The following is a 20,081-nucleotide window of genomic DNA, read 5'->3' as shown; positions in this document are numbered from 1 at the left end:
GCCGTGATCGTCGGAGTCGGTGTCGACCTGGTCGACGTCGCGCGCTTCGAGCGCTCTCTGGAGAAGACGCCGCGGCTGCTCGACCGCTTGTTCGCCCCGGGCGAACGGATGCTACCGGTGCGGTCGCTCGCGGCCCGTTTCGCCGCCAAGGAGGCGCTGATCAAGGCCGTCGGGCACTCGACCGAGTTCCGCTGGCACGACATGGAGATCGTGTCGAACGAGCACCGCAACCCCGAGTTCCAGGTGTCGGGCGGTGTGGCGCAGGCGCTCGCCGAGATCGGCGCCACGCGACTGCATCTCAGCATGACTCACGATGGCGGAACGGCCGTGGCGTTCGTGGTGGCCGAGACGGGGGAGGCGTGATGGGCGAGGCATCCGCTTCCGGGGCCGTATCCGCATCCGCACCGGCGCTCCGCCGCGCGATCGTCGACCCTGACGCGATCGCCGCGAACGTCGCGCGGGTCGGGTCGCTCGTCGCCCCCGCTGCCGTGATGGCCGTGGTGAAAGCCGACGGCTACGGCCACGGCGCCGTGCCGGTGGCCCGTGCCGCGCTCGAGGGTGGCGCCACCTGGCTCGGGGTCGCCGACGTCTCCGAGGGCCTCGCGCTTCGAGCCGCCGGTATCCGCGCCCCTGTGCTCGCCTGGCTGCACGGGCATGATCCGTCGTTCGGAGCGGCCGTCGAGCACGACGTGGCCGTCGGCATCAGCACCCGGCTGCAACTGCAGCGCGCGGTGGACGCGGGCACCGTCGACGCGCCGGTGCGCGTGCATCTGAAGGTCGATACGGGTCTCGGCCGCAACGGGATCGAACGCGCCGAGTGGGAGCCCGTCTTCCAGGCCGCGCGCGACGCGGTCGGGAACCGGCGCATCCGGGTCGAGGGATTGTTCAGCCACCTCTCGAACGCGAGCGACGACGACGACCTCCAGCAGCTCGACGCCTTCGACGAGGCGACGGCGATGGCCCGCAGCTTCGGCCTCGACCCGGGCGTGCGGCACCTCGCCTCGACGGCGGGCGCGCTGCGGTTGCCCGCCACACGACTCGACCTGGTGCGCCTGGGCATCGGCCTGTATGGGCTCTCGCCCTTCGAGGGTGTCGACTCCGCCACGCTCGGACTCCGCCCCGCGATGCGGGTGGAGAGCCGCCTGATCGCGGTCAAGCGCGTGCCCGCAGGCACCGGCGTCTCCTATGGCTACACCTACCGGCCCGATGCCGAGACCTGGCTCGGCCTCGTGCCGCTCGGCTACGCCGACGGCATCCCGCGCCACGTGTCGAACCGGGGGAGCGTCTGGGTGGGCGGCTCGACGCATCCGATCGTCGGACGCGTGGCGATGGACCAGTTCGTGGTCGACCTCGGCGAGCACGCCGCGCGGGTGGGCGACCGGGTGGTGCTGTTCGGCGACCCGGCCGAGGGGTTTCCGAGCGCCGACTCCTGGGCCGAAGCGGCGGGAACCATCAACTACGAGGTGGTGACGCGACTGGGTGCTCGGGTCAAGCGCGAATTCTCCCCGCTCGCCGATCAGACCGAGGGGGTGACGGCATGAGCGACGCGGCACCGCGGCGGGAGGCCGTGATCGACCTCGATGCCTTCCGGCACAACGTGCGCACCCTGTCGGCGCTGGCACTGCCCGCCGAGACGATGCTCGCCGTGAAGGCCGACGCCTACGGCCACGGGATGGTGCCCCTGGCGCGTGCGGCGCTCGAATCCGGAGCGACCTCGCTGGCCGTACTCGACATCCCGGCCGCCCTCGTCTTGCGCGACGCCGGCATCACCGCGCCCATCTTCGCCTGGATGCACGACCCCGATGCGCTGTTCGGTGCGGCGGCCGACGCCGACATCGACCTCGGCATCTCGGCCGTGTGGCAGCTCGACGCCATCGCCGCCGCGGGCGCAGCGCGTGCTCCCCGGGTGCATCTCAAGATCGACACCGGGTTGAGCCGCAACGGTGCGACCGAGGAGGACTGGCCGGGCCTCGTCTCCGCCGCCCTCGAGTACGACCGGCGCGGAGTCGTGCGGCTGCACGCGGCCTGGTCGCACCTCGCCGACGCCTCACCCGAAGACGACGCCGTGGCACTGGACAGACTGCGCCGCGCCGTCGCCGTGGCCGAAGACCTCGGCGCCCACTTCGAGCTGCTGCACCTGGCCGCGAGTTCGGCGGGCATCCGGATGCCCGAGGCCCGGCTCGGACTCGTGCGCTTCGGCATCGCCGCCTACGGCATCTCGCCCTTCGACGACGCGTCGGGTCGCGACCTCGGTCTCCGTCCTGTGATGACCCTGCGCGCACCCGTGGTCTCGACCAAGCGGGTGCCCGCCGGCCACGGCATCTCCTACGGGCTGGTCTACCGCACCTCCGCGGAGTCGACGCTCGCACTCGTGCCACTCGGCTACGCCGACGGCATCCCCCGCATCGCTACCGGCCGCGGACAGGTCTGGATCAACGGACGCCGTTATCCGATCGCCGGACGGATCGCCATGGACCAGTTCGTGGTCGACGTCGGCGACGACGAGGTGGCGCCCGGCGACGAGGTGGTCGTGTTCGGCGAAGGAGACCGGGGCGAGCCCACCGCGGAAGACTGGGCGGGCTACGCGGAGACGATCGGCGACGAGATCGTGGCCCGCGTGGGCGCGCGCGTCGAGCGGGTCTACCTCGGGGCGCGTGAGGCGGCGGACGCGGCGGATGCCGGGGCTGCCGGGGAGAGCGCGGCGGAGACGGATGGCGGGACACCGGCGACGGAGTCGGCGCCGTGACCGATGCGCGGGGGCGGCTCGCCGAGATCGGCGATCTGCTCGAGATCTCCACGCCCGAGGAGATGCACGAGTTCGGCCGTCGCATCGCGGACTTGCTGCGCGCGGGCGATGTCGTGCTGCTCTCCGGCGATCTGGGCGCCGGCAAGACCACGTTCACCCGCGGGCTCGGCGAGGGACTCGACGTGCGCGGGCCGGTGACGAGCCCGACCTTCGTGCTGGCGCGCACGCATCCGCCGCTCTCCGGCGGACCGGCGCTCGTGCACGTGGATGCCTATCGGCTGGGCAGCGCCCTCGAACTCGACGATCTCGACATCGACTTCGCCCACTCGGTGGTGGTGGTGGAGTGGGGAGCCGGCATGATCGAGGCGCTGACCGACTCGTATCTCGCGATCGACATCGAGCGCCCGCACGGGGCCGGGGCCGGAGCCACGGCTGCGGGCGCGGGCACGGACGCCGCGCCGGACGCTTTCGCGGGCACGGACGCGGGCGCGGGCACGGACGCCGACCCTGACGACGCAGAGTTTCCCGACGCGCCGATCGAGCCCCGCACGGTGCGCATCCGCGTCGTCGGCCCCCGCTGGGCGTGACGTCGCACTGCCTCCGCGAGGTAGCGCGAAGTCGCCTTTGGAGCCCCGATCAAGCGCACTTCGCGCTACCTCGCGCGGACGGGGGCGACGCCCGGCCGGGTTAGGCTCGTTCTGTGTTTCTCGCCATCGATACCTCCGCCGGCACCTCGGTCGCCGTGGCCGACGGCGAGATGGTGCTCGCGGAGCGCTCCACCGAAGACACCATGCGCCATGCGGAGGTGATCGGGGAGATGATCGCAGGCGTGCTCGACGACGCGGGGGTGCCGGCATCCCGCATCCAGGCCGTCGTCGCCGGCATGGGCCCCGGTCCGTTCACGGGGTTGCGCGTCGGCATCGCGGCCGCCAGGGCCTTCGCCTGGGGCATCGACCGACCGGTGGTGTCGGTGGTGAGTCACGACGCCGTCGCGCTCGAGGAGTGGTCGGCCGGAGCTCGCGGCCCGCTCCTGGTGGTGACGGATGCGCGCCGCCGCGAGGTCTACTGGTCGAGCTACGACCTCGTCGACGACGCCCCGATGCGCTCCGACGGCCCGGCGCTCTGTAAGCCCGATGAAGTGCCCTACCCCGAATTCGACCGCATCGACGCAACGCAGATCAGCGCCGGCGCCCTGGCCCGCGTGGCGCTGCTGCACCGCCAGCGCGGCATGGCCGAGGAGTACGGCGAGCCGCTCTACCTGCGGTCGCCGGATGTCACGATGCCCGGTCCGCGGAAGCGGGTGACCCCGTGACCTGGCAGCTGAGGCGGGCGGGCGCAGCCGATCTCGACGCCATCATGGCCCTCGAGCAGGCCTCCTTCGAGAATGACGCGTGGTCGCGCGACTCGATGCGCCGCGAGCTGGCGAATCCCCACTGCTATTACCTTGTCGCCGTCGACGCGGAGGCGGGCACCGGCCTGGTCGAGGGCTACGCCGGATTGTCGTGCCCGGTGGGATCGACGGATGCCGACATCCAGACCATCGCGGTCGCGGAGCGATCTCGTGGCCGGGGCCTCGGCCGGCAGCTGATGGGACGGCTGCTCGACGAAGCAATGACGCGGCGGGCGAAGACCGTCTTCCTCGAGGTGCGCGCCGACAACCCCGTGGCGCACGCGCTCTACGTCTCCCTTGGATTCGCCGACATCGCGGTTCGCCCGAACTACTACCAGCCCGACGGCGTCGACGCGATCGTGATGCGCGCCGAGCTGCCGGCGAAGGGTCCGGCGCTCGCGGCCGGGAGCGACACCACCGCCGACGGCGGCCGGGAAGGGAACGCGTCATGACCGGTGGACCGGTGGTGCTCGGCATCGAGACCTCCTGCGACGAGACGGGCGTCGGTATCGTGCGCGGTTCGACGCTGCTCGCCAACGTGATCGCCTCGTCGATGGACGAGCACGCCCGCTACGGCGGCGTGGTGCCCGAGGTCGCGGCGCGCGCCCACCTCGAGGCGATGAATCCTGCGCTGACCGCCGCCCTCGCCGAGGCGGGCATCGGACTCGACGAGGTCGACGCGATTGCCGTCACGAGTGGGCCCGGGCTGGCCGGCGCCCTGATGGTGGGTGTGGGCGCGGCCAAGGCGCTCGCCGTGGCCACCGGCAAGCCGCTCTACGCGGTCAATCACCTCGTGGGCCACGTGGGCGCCGACGTGCTCGCGGCCGAATCGCTCGAGTACCCGACGATCGCGCTGCTCGTGTCGGGCGGTCACACCTCGTTGCTCCTGGTGCGCGACCTCGTCGACGACGTCGAACTCCTCGGCGAGACCATCGATGACGCGGCCGGCGAGGCCTTCGACAAAGTGGCCCGCGTGCTCGGGCTGCCCTACCCGGGCGGCCCGCAGATCGACCGGGCCGCCATCGGGGGCGACCCCGCCGCCATCCGCTTCCCCCGTGGATTGATGCAGGCGAAAGATCTCGAGAAGCACCGCTACGACTTCTCGTTCTCGGGCCTCAAGACGGCCGTCGCCCGCTGGGTGGAGCGCGCCGACGACGCGGGGGAGGAGATCCCGGTGGCCGATGTGGCCGCGAGCTTCCGCGAGGCGGTGGTCGACGTGCTGCTCACCAAGGCTTTCCGCGCCTGCGCCGACTACGGTATCCCGCGCTTGCTGCTGGGCGGGGGTGTGGTCGCGAACGCGCGGGTGCGTGAAGCGGCAGCCGAGCGGGCCGCAGCCCAGGGCGTGACCCTGCGCATTCCGCCGCTGTCGTTGTGCACCGACAACGGTGCCATGATCGCGGCGCTCGGTGCCCAGCTGATCCAGGCCGGGCACGCGCCGTCGGACCTCGGATTCGGAGCGGATTCGACTCTGCCGGTCACGCAGATCCAGATGCGCTGACGGTCTGCTCGCCCGATTCCGGGCAGGAAGTGTTACGTGCGTCATTGACACTTTCTCAGCGGCCCTGCCACGATAGGGGCCGTCATCGTTTTCTCAGGACAATAGGAGCCTCTCGTGACCGAACCCACGCCCGCCTACACCCCGGCGCCCGTCGCCCAGAAGACGAACGTGCTCGCCATCGTCTCGCTGGTGATCTCGATTCTCGGATTCAACATCATCGCCGTCATCCTCGGCGCCATCGCCCTCAGCCAGATCAAGAAGACCGGTGAGTCCGGCCGCGGCCTCGCGCTCGCCGGCATCATCATCGGCGCGGTGTCGCTGGTGATCGGCATCATCATCATCATCGTGTCGATCGCCATCGTGGCCTCGAACACCACGATCACCACTTACTGAGTCACAGGCGCAGGCGGCCGGGGGTCGCCTGCGCCTACTCTGTTAAGCAGCGACGCTGCTGATCGCGACCTGCAGGCAACATCGGCCGGCGACGGCCCGACACAGAAGGGCGTTCCCCGTGAGCGACACGAACAACCCCACCCCTGACGCGGGCGAGCCGACCGTTCCGCCGGTGACCCCGCCCGAGGCGGCCGCCGTTCCGCCGGCGCCGCCCGTTCCTCCGGCCCCGCCGGCCCCGCCGGCTCCGCCCGCCGCGCCGGCTTACACGCCGCCGCCGGCCTACCAGCAGCCGGCTCCTGGCCAGCCGGTCTATCAGCAGCCCCCCGTCGGCGGCTACCAGCAGCCCCCGGCCGGCGGATACCAGGCCCCTCCGGCGGGTGGCTACCAGACTCCGCCGCCCGCACCCGGGTATGCGCAGGCACCGCCTCCCGGCTACCAGCCGCCGCCGGCACAGCAGCCGTATTACGGCTACCAGGCCCCGGCCACCCCGCCGATGAACACGCTGGCGATCATCACGATCATCCTCGCGTTCGTGTTCTCGATCGCCGGGATCGTGACGGGGCACATCGCCCTGAAGCAGATCGACCGCACCGGTGAGTCGGGCCGCGGCCTGGCGAAGGCCGGACTCATCCTGTCCTACGTCTTCACCGGCCTCTGGGTGATCGGCATCGTGTTCTACATCATCTTCATCGTGGTCGTCATCGCAGCCGGAACCGGTGCTGCCTACTCCACCTATTAGAAGCCGCGGGCAGGCATCCGCCTCAGGAGGCCGTCGCCGTCATCCGGTGACCCGATCGACCAGCAGCGCCGCGTGCGCCCCGTCGACCCGGGTCAGGATGAGGGTGGCGGTCTCCGACCCTTTCAGGGCCAGGCGCGTTCGGAGCGTCGCCGGATCGACGTCGATGCCGCGCTTCTTGATCTCGAGCGTGCCGATGCGACGGTCGCGCAGCGCCTTCTTCAGCTGCGCCTCACCGGCCGGGAGCCGTTCGCGCACGCGGAACGCCGAGGCGAACGGCGTGACGACGAGTTCGTCGCCCGTGAGGTAGGCGATGTCGCGTGAGAGCATGCCTGCACCGATCCGCTCGGCCAGGGCGCCGATGAGCCGCGCCCGGATGACGGCGCCGTCGGGTTCGTAGAGGTAGTCGCCGAGCTCGCGGGTCGGCGCATCCGGGCTGTCGGACTCGGCGGTGAGCTCTGCGGCGCCCGATTCGTCGACCACGAGCGCGGAACGACGGATGCCCGGCCGCGCCAGAGCGCCGAACCACAGCCCCATCTCCACGACCTGTCCGTCGACCGAGACCCACTGCGCCTCGGCCTCGGCCGGGATGAGGGAGCGGTCGAAGCCCGGGCCGAGCTTGATGCCGGCGGGGAGGCGCTCGGCCAGTCCGAAGGCGAAGTCGACCGAGGGGGAGTAGTCCTCGGGTCGGGTCAGCCGACTGGTGTTCGTGGTGCCGCCGGTGCGTCGGGCGGGGTCGAGGTAGACCGCCTCGACTCCGTCGAGCGGGAAGGTCTCCGCATCGCCCAGCACGACCTCGGCCGAGGGGAATCCGGCGAGGTTGTAGGTCGCGATGGCGGCGGTGACCTCGTCGCGCTCCACGGCGACCACGGAGAGGTCGAGGGCCGCCAGGGCGAGCGCGTCGGCGCCGATGCCGCACCCGAGGTCGGCGATACGTCCGCCGCTCCTGTCGGCGACGCCGATCCCGGCGTCGCGGAACCGGCCGGCGTGCATCGCAGCGACTTTCAGCCGGGTCGCCTGCTCGAGGCCGGCCGGCGTGTACAGCAGCCGATCGGCGAACGCCCCGAATTTCGCGCGCGCCTTCTCCCGCAGCCGCGACTGTGTGAGCACGGCGGCCACCAACTCGGGCGAGTGCCCGGCTTTGCGCAGCGCGCTGACCTGCTTCACCGAGTCCCCCGCCGAGTACAGCGGCAGCGAGTCGAGCAGCCGCAGCCCTTCGGCAGTGAGCAGAATCGACAACTCAGCAGAATCCATCCGGCAACGCTAACGCAATGGCGGCGAACGCGAATGAACGCAACGGGCCGCGCTCAGATGATCCAGGGTGAGCGCGCGGCCGGTGGGTCCGACCGAAGGCCGGGCCCACCGACCGCACGCGAACATGTCGCGCGGCGCCGGGCAAGGACCGGCGACGCCCGGACAGCCCGAGCGAAGCCCGGGCCGTCCGGCAACAGCCTGGCACTCACGTTGCGCGAGTGCCAACAGTGCCTCTAAACTCGAATTAGCACTCTCGGTGTGAGGGTGCTAACCCAGACGTTTTGTAACTGAGAAAGAAGAGGTCAACCGTGTCGGTCTCCATCAAGCCGCTCGAGGATCGCATCGTCATCAAGCAGGTCGAAGCTGAGCAGACCACTGCTTCCGGTCTCGTCATCCCTGACACCGCCAAGGAGAAGCCCCAGGAGGGTGAAGTCGTCGCCGTCGGCCCCGGCCGCATCGACGACAACGGCAACCGCGTTCCGCTCGACGTCGCAGTCGGCGACAAGGTCATCTACTCCAAGTACGGCGGAACCGAGGTCAAGTACGCGGGCGAGGACTTCCTCGTGCTCTCGGCTCGCGACGTGCTCGCAGTCGTCGTCCGCTAGTCGGGCCGCAGTTCAGAGAACCCGGGTGGCTTCGGCCGCCCGGGTTCCGTGCTTTAAGGCCGCCGAGCCGCGAGACCGCGAAGAGTAGAGTGTCGCGGTGACACCGCCGCCGTCCCTTGCCATCGCAGGAACCCCTGCCGAGCGTTTCCGCAGTGGGCTCCTCTATGGCATCGGCGCCTATGTGCTCTGGGGCGTCTTCCCCCTCTATTTCCTGTTGATGCGTCCGGCGGGCGCCTTCGAGATCGTCGCCTGGCGCATCCTCTTCTCGCTCGTGTTCTGCGCCATCCTGCTCACCGCGACACGGGCCTGGAAGCCCTTCCTCGCCATCGCCCGCCAGCCGCGACTGCTGCTCCTGATGGGCCTGGCCGGCGCGCTGATCTACGTCAACTGGCAGACCTACATCCTCGCCACCCTCTCCGATCAGGTGGTGGAGACGTCGCTCGGCTACTTCATCAATCCCATCGCGACGGTGCTCCTCGGCGTGCTCGTGCTGCGCGAGCGGCTGCGAGGACTGCAGTGGATCGCGATCGCGGTGAGCGGCGTCGCAGTGGTCGTGCTCGCCGTGGGCTACGGCAGCGTGCCGTGGATCGCTCTCATCCTCGCCGGATCGTTCGGCACCTACGGGTTGGTCAAGAAGCACGTCGGCCCCCGGGTCGACGCCGTGAGCGGACTCACCCTCGAAACGCTGTGGATCACGCCGGTAGCGCTGGTGATCGTGATCGTCGTGAGCCAGACCACGGGGCTGGCCTTCGGCAGCGTGAGCGTGTGGACCACCCTCATCCTGGCCTCAGCGGGGGTGGCCACGGCGATCCCTCTGCTGATGTTCGCGGCTGCGACGCGACGGCTGCCATTGGTCTACGTGGGATTCGTGCAATTCATCGTTCCGATCATCCAGTTCGTGATCGGTGTGTTCATCCTGCACGAGCCGATGCCGCCGGCGCGCTGGGCGGGCTTCGCGATCGTCTGGCTCGCGCTGGCCATCCTCATCGTCGACATGGTGCGGGGAGCCCGCGGTTCACGTGCCGCTGAGATCGAGCCCGGCTAGCGGCGATAGGCTGATGCGAGCATGACTCACAGCCACCGCCGAGCCCGCGGCAGGGTCGCCCGCGTCGCCGCCCTGACCCTGGTGTGCGCGTGCGTTCCGGTGGCCCTCACCGCGTGTTTCGCGTCGGGTGCCGCCGAGCCGTCGTCGGCGCCGACACCGGTGGCGTCGATGGCGCAGCCCATCCCGACCGGCGACGGCATCCTCACCATCGGCGCCCTGGTTCCGCTCTCCGGCGCACATTCCGCTCTCGGCGCCGCCGAACTGGCCGGCATCGAGCTCGCCGCGCGCGACATCGACGAGGCCGGCGGGGTGCACCGGGCGCCGATCGTCGTGGTGCACGGCGACGCGGGTGACGGTGCCAGCCCCCGTGCGGGCGACACCGTGGCGGCCTTCGCCGGCCGGGGCGTCGATGCGATCGTGGGACCGAGCAGCGCCTACGTGTTCGATGCGGCGGATGCCGCGGCCGCAGCGGCCGGCATCCCCGCCGTCTCAGCGGTCGCCGACCCGGTGGCGGTCGACGAGGGATTCACGGCGCGTCTGCGCTCCTCCGACCCCACCCTCGCCGACACCCGGTTCGGTGCCGAGAGCTACGACGCCACGGTGTTGATCGCCCTGGCCGCTCAACTCGCCGGCGACGACGGACGCTCCTCCATCGCGGAGTTCCTCCCGGCCGTGACCAGCGGAGCCACCGAGTGTTCCAGCTACGGTGCGTGCCTGGATTCGTTGAAGGCGCCCGGCGGCATCCGCTACACCGGCGTGACCGGGCAACTGACCACGGCCGCCGACGCGACGACCGCGGGCGCCCTCCGGCTGATCGGCCTGCATCGCTGAGAGCGCGCTCATGTCACTGCAAGGTAACGATTTGGCCGTGTTACAGGGCTGTAACACGAACGTATTGTTCCTGGGCCGAATGCCGCATAGCGTGAATCCACGGCTTTTTCTTCGAATTTGCCGAGAACTGCACACATCACAAAAGGAGCACCATGAGCGTATTTGCGAAGGCGAAGGCCTCGCGCTCGAAGCCCCTGTCGATCGTTGCGGGCGTCGCCGCGTTCAGTGCCACGGCTCTGCTGCTGGCATCCTGCGCGTCGACTCCTTCCACCGACGGCGGAGAGACCACTGCAGCGGCTGCGCTGTGCGGACCGGATGCGGCCACCGCCGCAGCCGACATCACGGCAGTCGCGCCTGAAGCCGCTCAGACCCGCGACACGAAGCTGAAGATCGGCTCCATCCTGCCGACCACCGGCAGCCTCGCGTTCCTCGGCCCGCCCGAGATCGCGGGTGTCGACCTCGCCGTCGCGGAGATCAACGCTTCCGCTCCGGGCGTGCTCGGCGGCAACGTCGAGGTCATCCACCGTGACTCCGGTGACACCACGACCGACATCGCGACGCAGTCGGCCACCGATCTGCTGAGCCAGGGTGTGTCGGGCATCGTCGGCGCCGCGTCGTCGGGTGTCTCGTTCACCTTCATCGATCAGGTCACGGGTGCCCAGGTCGTCCAGATCTCGCCGGCGAACACCTCGCCCGACTTCTCGACCTACGCCGATGGCGGATACTACTTCCGCACCGCGCCGTCCGACGTGCTGCAGGGCCGCGTGCTCGGCAACCTGATGGTGGGTGACGGCGCGACCAACGTCGGCATCATCTACCTCAACGACGCCTACGGCTCGGGCCTGGAAGAGAACGTCTCGACCGCGATCGAGAACGCCGGCGGAACTGTCGTGGCCTCCGAGGCCTTCAACGAGGGTGACAGCCAGTTCAGCTCGCAGATCGACGCCGTTCTGGCCGAAGACCCCGACGCCATCGCGCTGATCGCCTTCGACCAGACCAAGGTCATCATCCCCGAGCTCGTGGGCACCAAGGGCTTCGACGGCAGCAAGGTCTACTTCGTCGACGGCAACCTGTCCAACTACGCCGAGGACTTCGACCCCGGAACCCTGAACTGCGCCAAGGGCACCCTCCCCGGCGTGCTCGCCGACGACGCGTTCAAGGCGAAGATGTTGGGCATCAACCCCGATCTGAACGACTTCAGCTACGGGGCCGAGTCCTACGACGCGGTGAACCTGATGGCTCTGGCGGCTGTCGCCGGCGGTGCGTCCGACGGTCCGACCATCCAGAAGAACATGAAGGCCGTCTCCGAGGGCGGCACGAAGTGCACCTCCTTCGCGGAATGCGCCGACCTGCTCGCATCGGGTACCGACATCGACTACGACGGTGTCTCCGGCCCGATCACCTTCGATGACAACGGTGACCCGACCGAGGCCTACATCGGCATCTACCAGTACGGCAAGGACAACACCTACGCGCCGCTGAACGTCGAGTTCGGTTCGCTCGCGGAGTAGTCCTCCCCGTCACGAAGGCCCGGCCCCTCTTCGGAGGGTGCCGGGCCTTCTGGCGTTCAGCGGCTGATGAGATGCCAGGCGCGCTCCCACTCCGCCGGGTCGGCGAAGTCGAACGGCGCCACGATCTCGAACCGCCCGCCCGCGATGACGTAGCCCGAGATCTCGCCCGCGGGATGACGGTAGTTGCCCGCCTCGACCGGCAGGCCGGCGATCACGCCGGAGAAGCGGCGCAGCGCCCGTCCGGCCCCGTCGGAGTACTGCAGCCCCGGCACGCTCGGAGTCGTCGCCCCGCGCTCGTAGACGAGCCCGTTGCGCGCCGCGAACGCTGCGAGTCGGTATTCGCGGAGGTAGGTGCGGATGCTTGTCGCCCGGGCGCAGAGGAACGCGCCGACGGCCGAACCCACCATCAGCAGACATCCGAGCACCACGGCGCGCGGGTCGGCTCCCAGCGACACCAGGAGGCCCGTGGTGAGCCCGGAGACCACCAGGAGCGTGGTGTAGCTCAGACCGCCGAGGCAGGGGCGCACGCGCACCCGTGGGCCGTGCACCGCGCCGCGGCCACGCCGATAGGCGCGGAGCTCGGCGGGTGTCGGGCGCGCGGACAGAGGCTCGGTGTCGACAACAGCAGAGGGCATGAGTGAGAGTATCTCACTAATTCCGAAAACTCGCTTCGTTCATCCGTCGATCCGTCACTTCGTGCCGTTCTGACCCTGGAATAACGGCACGAAGTGACGGGTCGAGCGATGACGAGGGGTCAGTGCCCCTGATCGGCGGCGAGTGTGCCGAGGTAGAGCTCGATGACCTTCGGGTCTTTCATGAGCTCGCGGCCCGTGCCCGTGTAGGCGTCGCGGCCCTGGTCGAGCACGTAGGCGCGGTCGCAGATCTGCAGGCAGCGCCGGGCGTTCTGCTCCACCATGATGACCGAGACACCGGCGCGGTTGATCTGGTGCACCCGCATGAACGTCTCGTCCTGCCGCACGGGCGACAGGCCCGCCGACGGCTCGTCGAGCAGGAGCACGGAGGGCTCCATCATCAGGGCGCGGCCCATCGCGACCATCTGCCGCTCACCGCCCGAGAGGGAGCCGGCGCGCTGCTTGCGCCGCTTGCCGAGCTCCGGGAAGAGGGTCGTGACGAAATCGAAGCGCTCGGCGAAGATCGAGGGCTTCTGGAACAGGCCCATCTCGAGGTTCTCTTCGATCGTGAGGCTCGGGAAGACGTTGTGGTTCTGCGGCACCATGCCGACGCCTTTGGTCACGAGCTTGTTCGCCCGGAGGCCGGTGATGTCTTCGCCCTTCAGGATCACGCGACCGCTACGGATCTTGATCTGGCCGAAGATCGCCTTGAGCACGGTCGACTTGCCCGCGCCGTTCGGGCCGATGATGCCGATCAGTTCACCCGGGAAGGCCTCGATGGTGCAGCCGTTCAGGATGTTCACGCCGGGCAGGTAGCCGCCGACGAGGTTGTCGGTGCGCAGCACCGCCTCACCGCGATCGGTCGGAGCGAGGGTGTGACCTCGCGAGGGCTCCTCGGCGAGCGTGTTCGTCTCGAGGTTCTTCTCGTTGGGATCGACGTCGCTCATGCCTGCTTCTCCTCCGCTGTCGGCGGGGTGGGGTTCTCGGCCCAGCCGGGGCTCTCCTCGATCTCCGGATGCGCTTCACGGGCTTTGCGCTCCGCTTCGAGCACCGGGTTCGGTCCGTCTTCCATCAGGTCGCCCAGGTCTTCGTCGTGGTGGGCGCCCAGGTAGGCGTCGATCACGGCGGGATCCTTCATGACCGACTCCGGCGGTCCCTCGGCCACGACGCGGCCTTCGGCCATCACGACCACCCAGTCGGAGATGTGGGTGACCATGTGCATGTCGTGCTCGACGAAGAGCACGGTCGTTCCGTCGGACTTCAGGTTCTTGATGTGCCCGAGCAGCGACTGCGTGAGCGCAGGGTTCACGCCCGCCATCGGCTCGTCGAGCATGATGAGCTCGGGCTTCGACATCAGGGCGCGCGCCATCTCGAGGAGCTTGCGCTGGCCGCCGGAGAGGGATGCCGCGTAGTCTTCGCGCTTCGCGTCGAGCTTGAAACGGGCGAGCAGGTCGTCGGCTCGCGCCGTGTTCTCCTCTTCCTGCTTGCGCCAGATCGGCTTGAAGAGCGAGGCGATGAGCTTCTCGCCCTTCTGGCCCGTGGCGCCGAGCAGCATGTTCTGCAGCACCGAGAGGCGGCCGAGCGACTTCGTCAGCTGGAAGGTGCGCACCATCCCGGCGCGCGCCACCTTGAAGGCGGGCACACCCGCGAGCGACTTGCCGTCGAACTCCCAGGTGCCGGTGTTCGGCTTGTCGAAGCCGGTGAGCAGGTTGAACATCGTGGTCTTGCCGGCGCCGTTCGGGCCGATGAGGGCCGTGATCTGGCCGCGCGGGATCTCGAGGTGGTCGACGTCGACGGCCTTCAGGCCGCCGAACTGGCGGGTCACGTGGTCGGCGACGACGATCGGGTCGACCTTCGCGCATCCGGGCCCCACCTCGCCCTTGACGAGCGGGTGGCCGGAGACGACGGCGGATTCTGAATTAGACACTGAAGGACAGCTCCTTCTTGTTTCCGAAAATACCTTGCGGTCTGAAGATGACGAGGAGCATCAGCGCGACACCCACGAGGATGAAGCGGATCTGCCCCGCCTGGGTGGTGGAGATGAAGCTCAGAGCGCCGGACTCGATGGCGCCGTAGAGCACGCCCTGGGTGAGGGAGAGCACGACCCAGAAGATCATCGAACCGACGATGGGCCCGAAGATCGTGGCCGCGCCGCCGAGCAGCATGATCGTCCAGATGAAGAAGGTGAGACCGGTGGTGTAGTTCGCCGGTTGCACCGCCCTCGGCAGGATGAAGACGATACCGGCGATCGAGCCGAGACCACCGCCGAGGATGAGGGCCTGCATCTTGTAGGAGTAGACGTTCTTGCCGAGGCTGCGCACCGCATCCTCGTCTTCGCGGATGCCCTTGACCACGCGGCCCCAAGGGCTGCGCATGAGCAGCCACACCAGGAGGCTGGCGAGCACCACGAGCGACCAGCCGACGATCCGCACCCACCAGTCGTACTCGTTGTAGCTGAAGGGGCCGAAACCGTAACGACCCTCGGGGATCGGGTTGATCGCGGCGAAGGTGCCCTTGAACCCGGAGAGACCGTTGGCGGCGCCGGTGAAGTCGGTGAGACCCGTGGTGGTGACGATGTAGCGCACGACCTCGGCGGCCGCGATCGTGACGATGGCGAGATAGTCGGCTCTCAGGCGCAGCGTCGGTATGCCCAGGATGAACGCGAAGATCACCGAGCAGGCGATCGCGCAGAGGATCGCGACGATGAGCGGTGCGCCCGCCAGTGTCGGGATGGCGAACGCGTAGGCGCCGATCAGGAGGAAGGCCGCCTGACCGAAGTTCAGCAGGCCCGTGTAGCCGAAGTGGATGCCGAGGCCGATGGCCGCGAGCGCATAGGCCGCGGTCGTCGGGCTGATGATCTCGCCGACGGCATTGCCGAAGATGTTTCCCCAGTCCATGTGTCGCCTCCCTTAACCGATTCGTTCTTTGCGACCGAGGATGCCCTGCGGTCTCACCAGCAGGACCACGATGAGCACCACGAGGGCCGCCGCGTATTTCAGGTCGGCCGGGATGAAGAGCGTCGAGAGCTCCACGAACAGGCCCACCACGAGAGAGCCGACCAGGGCGCCGTAGGCCGATCCGAGACCGCCGAGGGTGACCGCGGCGAACATCAGGAGCAGCACCTGGAAGCCCATGTCCCACGACACCTGGCGGTAGAGCGCCAGCATCACACCGGCCAGTGCGGCCAGGGCGCCGGCCAGCACCCAGACGATGCGGATGATCCGGTCGACGTCGATCCCGGATGCGGCCGCCAGCGAGGGGTTGTCGGACACCGCCCGGGTCGCCTTGCCGATGCGGGTGCGGGTGAGGAACAGACCGACCAGCACCAGTACCACGACCGAGATGATCATGCTGAGGATCGAACCGGTGGTGATGCGCACCGGGCCGAGCACCACGGCATCCGAGAGTCCGACGCTCATGGTCTTGGTCTCGCCGCCGATGTAGAAGAGGTAGAGGTAGCGGAGGGCGATGGCGAGGCCTATGCTGACGATCATCGCCTGGACGAGCCTCACCCCCTTCCGTCTCAAGGGTCTCCAGAGCAACCAGTCCTGCACGTAGCCGAAGACGCCGCCGAGCACGAGGGCGATCAGCATGGCCACGAAGATGTTGATGCCGAGGAGCACCGCCACGATCCAGGCGACGATGGCGCCGAAGGTCACCATCTCGCCGTGCGCGAAGTTGTTGAGGCCGGTGGTGCCGAAGATCAGCGTGATGCCGATGGCCGCAAGGGCGATGAGCAGACCGAAGTTGAGGCCCGCGGCGAGGCGTTGCAGGAACTGTTCGAAGAAGCCCGTCGTCTGTCGGGTGTCGACGCCGAGCGGGAACGAGCGGGTGATCGTGTTGGTCTGCCACTCCGTGGAGGAGACCTCCGCCGAACTCCGGTCGGGGTCGCGCAGCGCGACGCCCTCAGGCAGGGTGTCGGGGTCGAGAGTGACGGTGTAGTCGCCCTTGCCCGGCACGACGACCGACCAGCGGCCGGTGTCGTCGGTGGTCGCCGTCTCGGAGAAGCCGTCGCCCTCGACGGTGATCTCGGCTCCCGCGACCAGCGTGTCGCCATCCCGCAGGATGCCGCCGATCGAGTACGTATTGGTGAAATCACCGGGCGCCGTCGGCGTCGGCGTGGGGGCCGGTGTCTCGGTGGCGTTCGCGGAGAACGATGTCGAGCCGAGCACGATGCCGAGGCACAGCGCGAGGGCTGCGACGATCATCGTGGTCAATCGGACACCGCGTCCGAGACGGATACCTGCGATCAAAAGACAGCACCTCCTGGAAGGAGATCGCCGGGTGCAGCGGCGGTCTCCGTGTCTATGGTCGTAGCGACTTTGCTAGACCATACAGTCGAATTGTGTCCACGGTGTTTCAACTGGCCATCTCATCCGACGTCCGTCATTTCTACACGGAATACCGCTCACCGCCTAACGGTTACGATTGGAACACCTTAAATCGCGCGCGAGGGAGAACCCATGGACCAGGCGGATCCGTTCGGCTTTGTCGGACTGACCTATGACGACGTGATGCTGCTGCCGGGTCATACCGACGTGATCCCGAGCGAAGCCGACACGACGTCCCGCCTCACGAAGCGCATCCAGGTCGCCACCCCGCTGCTGTCGGCAGCGATGGACACGGTGACGGAGTCGCGGATGGCCGTGGCCATGGCCCGGCAGGGCGGCCTCGGCGTGCTCCACCGCAACCTGTCGATCATCGACCAGGCCGAGCAGGTCGACCGGGTGAAGCGCAGCGAGTCGGGAATGGTGACCGATCCGGTCACCACGACGCCCGACGCGACGGTCGCCGAAGTCGACGCGCTCTGCGGCCTCTACCGGGTCTCCGGTCTCCCCGTGGTCGACGGCCAGGGCGTGCTCGTGGGCATCGTGACCAACCGCGACATGCGCTTCGTCTCCCCGTTCGAGAAGTCGACCACCCTCGTGCGCGACGTCATGACGAAGATGCCGCTGATCACCGCCCGAGTCGGAGTCGACCCGGATGACGCGATCGCGATCTTCGCTCAGCACAAGATCGAGAAGCTCCCGATCGTCGACGACGCGGGCCGTCTCAGCGGCCTCATCACGGTGAAGGACTTCGACAAGAGCGAGAAGTACCCGAACGCCACGAAGGATGCGGCGGGGCGTCTGCGCGTCGGCGCGGCGATCGGCTTCTTCGGCGATGCCTGGCAGCGCGCCACCAACCTGCTCGACGCCGGTGTCGACGTGATCGTGGTCGACACCGCGAACGGCGACAGTGCGGGCGTGCTCGACATCATCCGCCGGTTGAAGAGCGACTCGGCCTTCGCCGACGTCGACGTGATCGGCGGCAACGTGGCGACCCGTTCCGGCGCCCAGGCGCTCGTCGACGCCGGTGCCGACGCCATCAAGGTGGGCGTGGGACCGGGTTCCATCTGCACCACCCGCGTGGTGGCGGGTGTCGGCGTGCCGCAGGTCACCGCGGTCTACGAGGCGTCGCTCGCAGCGCGTGAATCCGGGGTTCCGGTGATCGCCGACGGCGGCCTGCAGTACTCGGGCGATATCGCGAAAGCCCTCGTGGCCGGCGCCGACACCGTCATGCTCGGCTCGCTGCTCGCCGGCTGCGACGAGAGCCCCGGCGACCTGGTGTTCGTGAACGGAAAGCAGTTCAAGAACTACCGTGGCATGGGATCGCTCGGCGCCCTGCAGACCCGTGGCGAGAAGACCTCGTACTCGAAAGACCGCTACTTCCAGTCCGACGTGCCGTCGGACGACAAGCTGATCGCCGAGGGTATCGAGGGCCAGGTGCCCTACCGCGGGCCGCTCGCGAACGTGGCCTACCAGCTGGCCGGAGGCCTTCGTCAGTCGATGTTCTACACCGGTGCGCGCACCATTCCGGAGCTCAAGGAGAAGGGCCGCTTCGTGCGGATCACCGCCGCTGGGCTCAAGGAGTCGCACCCGCACGATGTGCAGATGGTGGTGGAGGCGCCGAACTACCGGCGCTGAGGTTCCGCTGCCGCTCCCGTGAATCGGGGCGGATTTTCACTCCATGCCTAGGGGTCGCGCTGCGCGCGAAGGCGGCCTGCAGCGAAAATCCGCCCCGATTCACGTCCGCTCCGTTGCTCGCTGCGCATCGGTTGTTCGGCTGGACGGGTTTGGGGAGGGCGAGGTCAGCCGTAGTAGCCCTCTGTGAGGATTGCGATGATCGCTACCGTGAGAGGGGCGACGAAGGTGATCATGGTGGCTGCGTCGATGCCGAGGGCGAGCCAGGCAGCCCAGCCGTGACTGCGCGGAGCGCAGCGGAGGGCGCGGCTCGCCGTGATCGCACTGGCCGTGATGGCGGCGACGAGGATGACGAACTGCAGGAGCGTGGTGATGAGCGACGGCACGATGTTCTGCGCAGGAAGATAAGCGAGCGCAGAGAATGCAATGGCCATCGAGAGCGCAGGGCCGGCCAGTGCCAGCAGAAGTGCGAATACCGAGCGGGGCAGAGCAGGTGGCGGCGTCGGCCGAGGCGAAGTGAGCATAGCTCAGTATATGCTCGAGGCCCCGACGGAGGGTTAGGTGCCGGGGACGGGGGTGGCCAGGCCGAGGAAGGCTACGATTTCGTGGCCGCCGGGGTTGGTGGGCTGGGGGTCCAGCTGCCAGTTGTTGGTGACCCAGACGTTACCGGAGGGGTCGATGGCGACGCCGGTGCTGCGGTCGAGGCCGTCGAAGGAATAACCGGTGTCGGCGGGGGAGAGTGGGCTGCCGGTGCTCGAACCGTGCGGGCAGGTCGAAGGGTCGGTGCCGCAGAAGGCGACCAGGCGTTGCCCGGAGAATTCGGCGACCCAGACGTTGCCGTCGCCATCGGTGGCGATGCCCCACGGCGTCGTGACACCGCCGCCCTGGAACGGGCCGAGGAGCTGCCCGGTGGCCTTGTCGACGTAGGAGACCGACCCTGTCGCAGGCGGGCCCGGCTCCGGGCGGTCGGGGCAGGGGAGGGTGATCGCGCCCGAGTTCGCGATCCAGACGGTGCCTGCGTCATCGGCCGCGACCCCCATCGGACGATCCAGGCCTGAGCCCGTGAACGGCGACCCCGCGATCGGTGTGCCGTCGTGGTCGAGGATGGCCAGGGTGCTGTTGGCGGTGCCCGCCACGAAGATGTTGCTGCCGTTGTCGACGATGCCGAAGGGCTGCTGGAGCCCGAGTCCGTCGAGGGTCTCGGCGCGATCGGGATCGGCATCCGGGTAGACCGTGATCGTGCTGGTGTTGCAATTGGTGAACCAGACCGATCCGTCGTCGGCGAAGATCGTGCCCTGCGGCCAGCTCAGCGCACCGGCCGTGATGCCGGTGTCGCCCGCGATCGCAGTGCCGTCGGAGGTGAAGATCGAGACGCTGTCGTGCGGGGGCTGCTGGCTGGTAGGGCATTCGGGCGCGGGGGCGGCGAAGCCGTAGTTGCTCACCCACACGTTGCTCGTGGCCGGGTCGATCACCACGC

General features: G+C 68.9%; 22 protein-coding genes. 14 read left to right on the top strand and 8 right to left on the bottom strand.

All coding sequences use genetic code 11. The features are described 5' to 3' along the window. Positions 1-3 precede the first annotated feature (3 nt). From BLW00_RS00930 to BLW00_RS23235, 9 genes are all read left to right on the top strand, one after another. Positions 4-363 (top strand): holo-ACP synthase, encoded by a 360-nt coding sequence (locus BLW00_RS00930; protein WP_092547890.1) that lies wholly within the window; start codon positions 4-6, stop codon positions 361-363. Continuing rightward, positions 363-1,541 carry an alanine racemase gene (gene alr / locus BLW00_RS00925; RefSeq protein WP_092547888.1) on the top strand — a complete coding sequence of 393 codons (1,179 nt, stop codon included), beginning with the start codon at positions 363-365 and terminating at the stop codon, positions 1,539-1,541. Before BLW00_RS00930 ends, alr (BLW00_RS00925) begins: the two co-directional genes overlap by 1 nt. Continuing rightward, a complete protein-coding gene (alr, locus tag BLW00_RS00920; protein WP_092547886.1) occupies positions 1,538-2,746 on the top strand; it encodes an alanine racemase in 1,209 nt (402 codons plus the stop codon). Before alr (BLW00_RS00925) ends, alr (BLW00_RS00920) begins: the two co-directional genes overlap by 4 nt. Next, the gene (gene tsaE, locus BLW00_RS00915; protein WP_322788322.1) at positions 2,743-3,333 is read left to right on the top strand and encodes a tRNA (adenosine(37)-N6)-threonylcarbamoyltransferase complex ATPase subunit type 1 TsaE; all 591 of its coding nucleotides are present in this window, start codon (positions 2,743-2,745) and stop codon (positions 3,331-3,333) included. The genes alr (BLW00_RS00920) and tsaE overlap by 4 nt, the downstream gene beginning before the upstream one ends. A 113-nt stretch (positions 3,334-3,446) precedes the next feature. Then, positions 3,447-4,058 carry a tRNA (adenosine(37)-N6)-threonylcarbamoyltransferase complex dimerization subunit type 1 TsaB gene (gene tsaB, locus BLW00_RS00910; protein WP_092547884.1) on the top strand — a complete coding sequence of 204 codons (612 nt, stop codon included), beginning with the start codon at positions 3,447-3,449 and terminating at the stop codon, positions 4,056-4,058. Further along, on the top strand, positions 4,055-4,588 hold the full coding sequence (rimI, locus tag BLW00_RS00905) for a ribosomal protein S18-alanine N-acetyltransferase (RefSeq protein WP_092547882.1): 534 nt from the start codon (positions 4,055-4,057) through the stop codon (positions 4,586-4,588). The genes tsaB and rimI overlap by 4 nt, the downstream gene beginning before the upstream one ends. Continuing rightward, positions 4,585-5,634, top strand: coding sequence for a tRNA (adenosine(37)-N6)-threonylcarbamoyltransferase complex transferase subunit TsaD (gene tsaD / locus BLW00_RS00900; RefSeq protein WP_092547880.1), 1,050 nt, complete (start codon positions 4,585-4,587; stop codon positions 5,632-5,634). The genes rimI and tsaD overlap by 4 nt, the downstream gene beginning before the upstream one ends. A 114-nt stretch (positions 5,635-5,748) precedes the next feature. Then, the gene (locus tag BLW00_RS00895) at positions 5,749-6,027 is read left to right on the top strand and encodes a DUF4190 domain-containing protein (protein ID WP_092547877.1); all 279 of its coding nucleotides are present in this window, start codon (positions 5,749-5,751) and stop codon (positions 6,025-6,027) included. A gap of 118 nt (positions 6,028-6,145) precedes the next feature. Beyond that, the gene (locus BLW00_RS23235) at positions 6,146-6,766 is read left to right on the top strand and encodes a DUF4190 domain-containing protein (RefSeq protein ID WP_092547876.1); all 621 of its coding nucleotides are present in this window, start codon (positions 6,146-6,148) and stop codon (positions 6,764-6,766) included. A 39-nt stretch (positions 6,767-6,805) separates the two neighbouring features. On the opposite strand, the gene BLW00_RS00885 is transcribed toward BLW00_RS23235, so the two are convergent. Continuing rightward, complete coding sequence (locus BLW00_RS00885) at positions 6,806-8,017, bottom strand: class I SAM-dependent methyltransferase (protein ID WP_092547875.1); 1,212 nt, start codon at positions 8,015-8,017, stop codon at positions 6,806-6,808. A 308-nt stretch (positions 8,018-8,325) separates the two neighbouring features. Here BLW00_RS00885 and groES point away from each other — a divergent pair, with 308 nt between their 5' ends. The 4 genes from groES (at position 8,326) to BLW00_RS00865 (ending at position 12,009) form a co-directional block, all read left to right on the top strand. Continuing rightward, positions 8,326-8,622, top strand: a complete 297-nt coding sequence (gene groES / locus BLW00_RS00880; RefSeq protein WP_066041091.1) for a co-chaperone GroES — start codon at positions 8,326-8,328, stop codon at positions 8,620-8,622. 97 nt (positions 8,623-8,719) lie between these two features. Then, entirely contained in the window at positions 8,720-9,667 is a 948-nt protein-coding gene (rarD, locus tag BLW00_RS00875; RefSeq protein WP_245741175.1) for an EamA family transporter RarD, read from the top strand. 21 nt (positions 9,668-9,688) lie between these two features. Beyond that, a complete protein-coding gene (locus tag BLW00_RS00870) occupies positions 9,689-10,498 on the top strand; it encodes an ABC transporter substrate-binding protein (protein WP_092547874.1) in 810 nt (269 codons plus the stop codon). Between the two features lie 152 nt (positions 10,499-10,650). Further along, positions 10,651-12,009, top strand: a complete 1,359-nt coding sequence (locus BLW00_RS00865; protein WP_092547873.1) for an ABC transporter substrate-binding protein — start codon at positions 10,651-10,653, stop codon at positions 12,007-12,009. A gap of 56 nt (positions 12,010-12,065) precedes the next feature. Here BLW00_RS00865 and BLW00_RS00860 read toward each other — a convergent pair whose 3' ends face one another. From BLW00_RS00860 to BLW00_RS00840, 5 genes are all read right to left on the bottom strand, one after another. After that, positions 12,066-12,644, bottom strand: a complete 579-nt coding sequence (locus BLW00_RS00860) for a hypothetical protein (RefSeq protein WP_092547872.1) — start codon at positions 12,642-12,644, stop codon at positions 12,066-12,068. A gap of 119 nt (positions 12,645-12,763) precedes the next feature. Beyond that, entirely contained in the window at positions 12,764-13,588 is an 825-nt protein-coding gene (locus BLW00_RS00855) for an ABC transporter ATP-binding protein (RefSeq protein ID WP_092547871.1), read from the bottom strand. Then, the gene (locus tag BLW00_RS00850) at positions 13,585-14,568 is read right to left on the bottom strand and encodes an ABC transporter ATP-binding protein (protein ID WP_245741174.1); all 984 of its coding nucleotides are present in this window, start codon (positions 14,566-14,568) and stop codon (positions 13,585-13,587) included. The genes BLW00_RS00855 and BLW00_RS00850 overlap by 4 nt, the downstream gene beginning before the upstream one ends. Beyond that, entirely contained in the window at positions 14,561-15,538 is a 978-nt protein-coding gene (locus BLW00_RS00845) for a branched-chain amino acid ABC transporter permease (protein WP_092547870.1), read from the bottom strand. Before BLW00_RS00845 ends, BLW00_RS00850 begins: the two co-directional genes overlap by 8 nt. Before the next feature lie 12 nt (positions 15,539-15,550). Beyond that, positions 15,551-16,849, bottom strand: coding sequence for a branched-chain amino acid ABC transporter permease (locus tag BLW00_RS00840; RefSeq protein ID WP_092547869.1), 1,299 nt, complete (start codon positions 16,847-16,849; stop codon positions 15,551-15,553). A 255-nt stretch (positions 16,850-17,104) separates the two neighbouring features. Between BLW00_RS00840 and guaB the strand changes: the two genes are divergently transcribed. Beyond that, positions 17,105-18,607 (top strand): IMP dehydrogenase, encoded by a 1,503-nt coding sequence (gene guaB / locus BLW00_RS00835; protein ID WP_092547867.1) that lies wholly within the window; start codon positions 17,105-17,107, stop codon positions 18,605-18,607. Between the two features lie 164 nt (positions 18,608-18,771). On the opposite strand, the gene BLW00_RS22750 is transcribed toward guaB, so the two are convergent. Together BLW00_RS22750 and BLW00_RS24180 are read right to left on the bottom strand one after the other, a co-directional pair. Next, positions 18,772-19,128, bottom strand: coding sequence for a hypothetical protein (locus BLW00_RS22750; RefSeq protein WP_139256568.1), 357 nt, complete (start codon positions 19,126-19,128; stop codon positions 18,772-18,774). Between the two features lie 33 nt (positions 19,129-19,161). Then, positions 19,162-20,079 (bottom strand): NHL repeat-containing protein, encoded by a 918-nt coding sequence (locus tag BLW00_RS24180; protein ID WP_092547862.1) that lies wholly within the window; start codon positions 20,077-20,079, stop codon positions 19,162-19,164. Positions 20,080-20,081 lie beyond the last annotated feature (2 nt).

The organism is Herbiconiux ginsengi (assembly GCF_900107435.1).
GTDB classification, from domain to species: domain Bacteria; phylum Actinomycetota; class Actinomycetes; order Actinomycetales; family Microbacteriaceae; genus Herbiconiux; species Herbiconiux ginsengi.
Note: the sequence above shows the minus strand (reverse complement) of the source record. Positions and strands in the feature narration are given on the sequence as shown.